Genomic DNA, 3,188 nt, shown 5'->3' on the forward strand with positions numbered 1-3,188 from the left:
GCTTCGTAGAGAAGAATCGTGCGAGTTTCCTGTTGTAATGCCGCCAGTCGCTGCTGGCGATCGCGCCCCTTGGGAGGCAAAAAGCCTTCAAAGCAAAAGCGATTCATGGGTAATCCTGAGGCCATCAAGGCCGTCAAGGCAGCGTTTGGGCCGGGAATTGGGGTCACCGGAATAGCTGCGGCAATACAGGCAATAATTAATTCATAGCCGGGATCGGACACCCCCGGTAAGCCTGCATCACTGACTAGGGCAATCTGCTGACCTGCTTCTAGGCGCTGAAGCAGTTGGGGCACACGCTGCCGAGTATTGTGCTCATGGAGGCTAATTTGTGGTGTGGTAATGCCAAAGTGCTGTAAGAGGCGACCAGTGTGGCGCGTATCCTCCGCAGCAATCAGATCCACCTCCTTGAGAATACGTAGGGCACGAGCAGTCATGTCCTCCAGATTACCGATGGGGGTACCCACCACCCACAATTGTCCAATGCCCATTAGGAAATTTTTTCGCCACTGAGAATAAAGATCGGTTCCACCGCTGCAAAAATTTGGTGTCCCCCCCGTGTTTCCAGACGATTGATCACCGACTGCACCACCTCTAGACTGCGGGCTTGGACTGTCGCGAAGCCTTCAGAGAGGGCATAGAGATTTTCCAAACTGCTGGCGATCGCCACCAAACGGCCACCGGGCGCAAGATACTCCCAAGCTCGGAGTAAAACTTCTTTAATCGGGCGTCCTCCTTCAAGGCAAATGCGCTGTGGTGTACCGCGTAACTGAGGAAAGCAATCTGGCGCCGAACCGGCAACAATCTGGACATTTTTGACGCCAAAGCGATCGCAATTGCGCTGAATGAGATCAACCACTTCCTCGTCTCGTTCAATGGCAATCACCTTTCCCCGCTTCGCCAAGCGTGCTGCTTCAACAGCAATTGTCCCTGTGCCTGCCCCCACATCCCAAAGGCAGGAGTCCGGCTCAAGCCGCAAATAGGAAAGCATCAATAACCGCGTTTCCCGTTGGGTGAGGGGAATACCTGGTAATCGCTCAAACAGACCATCGGGGATACCCGGAGTAACAAATGGCCAAGGATCCGCCGTCATGGAAACTGCCTAAAACACTTAAGCGTTGCTGCTTTGAGCGAGCAGCCGTTCCTTGAGTTGTGCTAAGGCATCTGCCCAGCGAGGATCTGGTTGAGCAGCTTCCGTATCTCCAGAGCCATACTCTGTCGGCGCAGCATTGGCTTGGGTACGCCGCCCATTATTTTTGTTATTTTTGCGATTGTTGCTGCGGTTGCTGGGAGTGGGTTTTTCTGCGGGTGCTTCTTCTTTTTCTTTTTCTTTAACTTCAGATTTGGGCTTGTCGTTGGCCTTCTCAATCTTGAGAGGATTGTCCTTAAAGGTGTAGCCGTTGAGTTTCTCAATCACCTGATCCGCTATTTCCTCAGATTCGACGGTAACAAAGCCAAACCCTCGGCACTTGCCAGTTTTGCGATCGGTGATCAGCTTAGTGGTACCTACTTCCCCCACTTCTTGGGTCAATAGGGCTTCTAGCTCTTCGCGGCTCAGTTCACGCGGCAGATTGCCCACATATAAACGCACGGACATAAAGAAACCTCCCTTAGACAGCTTAAAAACAACACAATTCAAAAATGGACAGTCGGGCGTGAAAAACCGCTCGCAACTGAGGCCTACATCCCACACCGGCACGTAAAGCCCCCGTCTCTATTGGTGGTGTAAAATGACTCATCTGGTTCACAGCGATTATTGCTAATTGAGAACCGTGATAGATGGGGCAGAGCAAAAGCAATGTAAGCATTTAGCTCTTAAGTTATCCCTATTTAGGCTACCACGGTTTCTCCACCTAGAGCTAGAATTTTGCGGAAAAATTTTGCTGTGGCAGGACAAACGCGATATGGCACAATAATCAATGCTGTTTTTGCGATGGGATGCCTGTGACTGCGACTGCTGTACCTCGTCGGCCTGTTTTCCCCTTTGCGGCGATTGTCGGTCAGGACGAAATGAAACTGTCACTGTTGCTCAATGTGATTGACCCCAAAATTGGGGGCGTCATGATCATGGGCGATCGCGGTACGGGCAAATCAACTACAATTCGTGCCCTAGCGGATCTGCTACCCGAAATCGAGGTAGTGGCCGATGATCCTTTTAATAGCCACCCCAGCGATCCCGATCTGATGAGCGATGCTGTGAAGGTGGCTGTGGCAGCAGGTGAACCGATTCACACCATTAAGAAAAAAGTGCCCATGGTGGATCTGCCGTTGGGGGCCACTGAAGATCGGGTGTGCGGCACAATTGACATTGAAAAAGCTCTTGCTGAGGGGGTGAAGGCCTTTGAGCCGGGACTCTTGGCAAAAGCAAATCGCGGCATTCTCTATGTGGATGAGGTCAACCTCCTAGACGATCACTTGGTGGATGTCTTGCTTGATGCGGCTGCCTCCGGCTGGAATACCGTTGAGCGCGAGGGCATTTCCATTCGTCACCCGGCACGCTTTGTCCTAGTTGGTTCTGGCAATCCAGAGGAAGGTGAACTGCGACCGCAACTCCTAGATCGCTTTGGCATGCACGCCGAGATTCGCACGGTCAAGGATCCGGCCCTGCGGGTGGAAATTGTGGAGCAGCGATCGCAATTTGATCAAAATCCCGAAGCCTTTTTGGCCAAATACCAAGCCCAACAGGAAGCGCTGCAAGCCAAGCTAGTGGCTGCTCAAGCCCTATTGCCCAGCGTCACCATTGATCACGAACTGCGGGTGAAAATTTCCCAAGTGTGCGCCGAGCTAGATGTGGATGGCCTGCGGGGAGACATTGTCACCAACCGCGCGGCCAAGGCCTTGGCTGCCTTCGAGGGACGTACCGAGGTTACCGTTGACGATATTGCACGGGTGATTGTCCTCTGTCTGCGCCACCGACTGCGCAAAGATCCGCTCGAGTCCATTGACTCCGGCTACAAGGTACGCAAGGTCTTCCAAGAGGTTTTTGGTGTGGAGATTGCCGCTTAGGCTGAGGATTGCAACCGCTCTAATCCCCACTCGTAGAGCGATCGCGCCACTCCTTTTTGAAGCTGTTGGTCTTGATTGAGAACTTGGCGAAGCATCTCTAGCAACCCTTGATGAATTTCTTGGGGGGATGCCTCTAGGGAAACATTTGCCAGCTTAGTCAACTCTTCAAGGCCGATCGCTCGATT

Annotated in this window: 5 protein-coding genes; 1 reads left to right on the forward strand and 4 read right to left on the reverse strand. The window is 52.5% G+C overall.

The window, feature by feature from the left end; all coding sequences use genetic code 11:
* The 3 genes from rsmI to Q0711_RS03940 all read right to left on the reverse strand — a co-directional run.
* A partial coding sequence (rsmI, locus tag Q0711_RS03930) for a 16S rRNA (cytidine(1402)-2'-O)-methyltransferase (RefSeq protein WP_299041691.1) occupies positions 1 to 488 on the reverse strand: 488 nt, incomplete at its 3' end.
* A complete protein-coding gene (gene cbiT / locus Q0711_RS03935; protein WP_298614384.1) occupies positions 488 to 1,090 on the reverse strand; it encodes a precorrin-6Y C5,15-methyltransferase subunit CbiT in 603 nt (200 codons plus the stop codon). The genes cbiT and rsmI, both read right to left, overlap by 1 nt.
* A gap of 18 nt (positions 1,091 to 1,108) precedes the next feature.
* The gene (locus Q0711_RS03940; protein WP_298614386.1) at positions 1,109 to 1,594 is read right to left on the reverse strand and encodes an RNA-binding protein; all 486 of its coding nucleotides are present in this window, start codon (positions 1,592 to 1,594) and stop codon (positions 1,109 to 1,111) included.
* Between the two features lie 347 nt (positions 1,595 to 1,941).
* Here Q0711_RS03940 and bchI point away from each other — a divergent pair, with 347 nt between their 5' ends.
* Positions 1,942 to 3,003 carry a magnesium chelatase ATPase subunit I gene (gene bchI / locus Q0711_RS03945; RefSeq protein WP_366142448.1) on the forward strand — a complete coding sequence of 354 codons (1,062 nt, stop codon included), beginning with the start codon at positions 1,942 to 1,944 and terminating at the stop codon, positions 3,001 to 3,003.
* Here bchI and Q0711_RS03950 read toward each other — a convergent pair.
* A partial coding sequence (locus tag Q0711_RS03950; protein ID WP_298617809.1) for a hypothetical protein occupies positions 3,000 to 3,188 on the reverse strand: 189 nt, incomplete at its 5' end. The two genes, bchI and Q0711_RS03950, sit on opposite strands and share 4 nt — an antisense overlap.

It is taken from the genome of uncultured Thermosynechococcus sp. (genome assembly GCF_937958135.1).
GTDB lineage: Bacteria > Cyanobacteriota > Cyanobacteriia > Thermosynechococcales > Thermosynechococcaceae > Thermosynechococcus.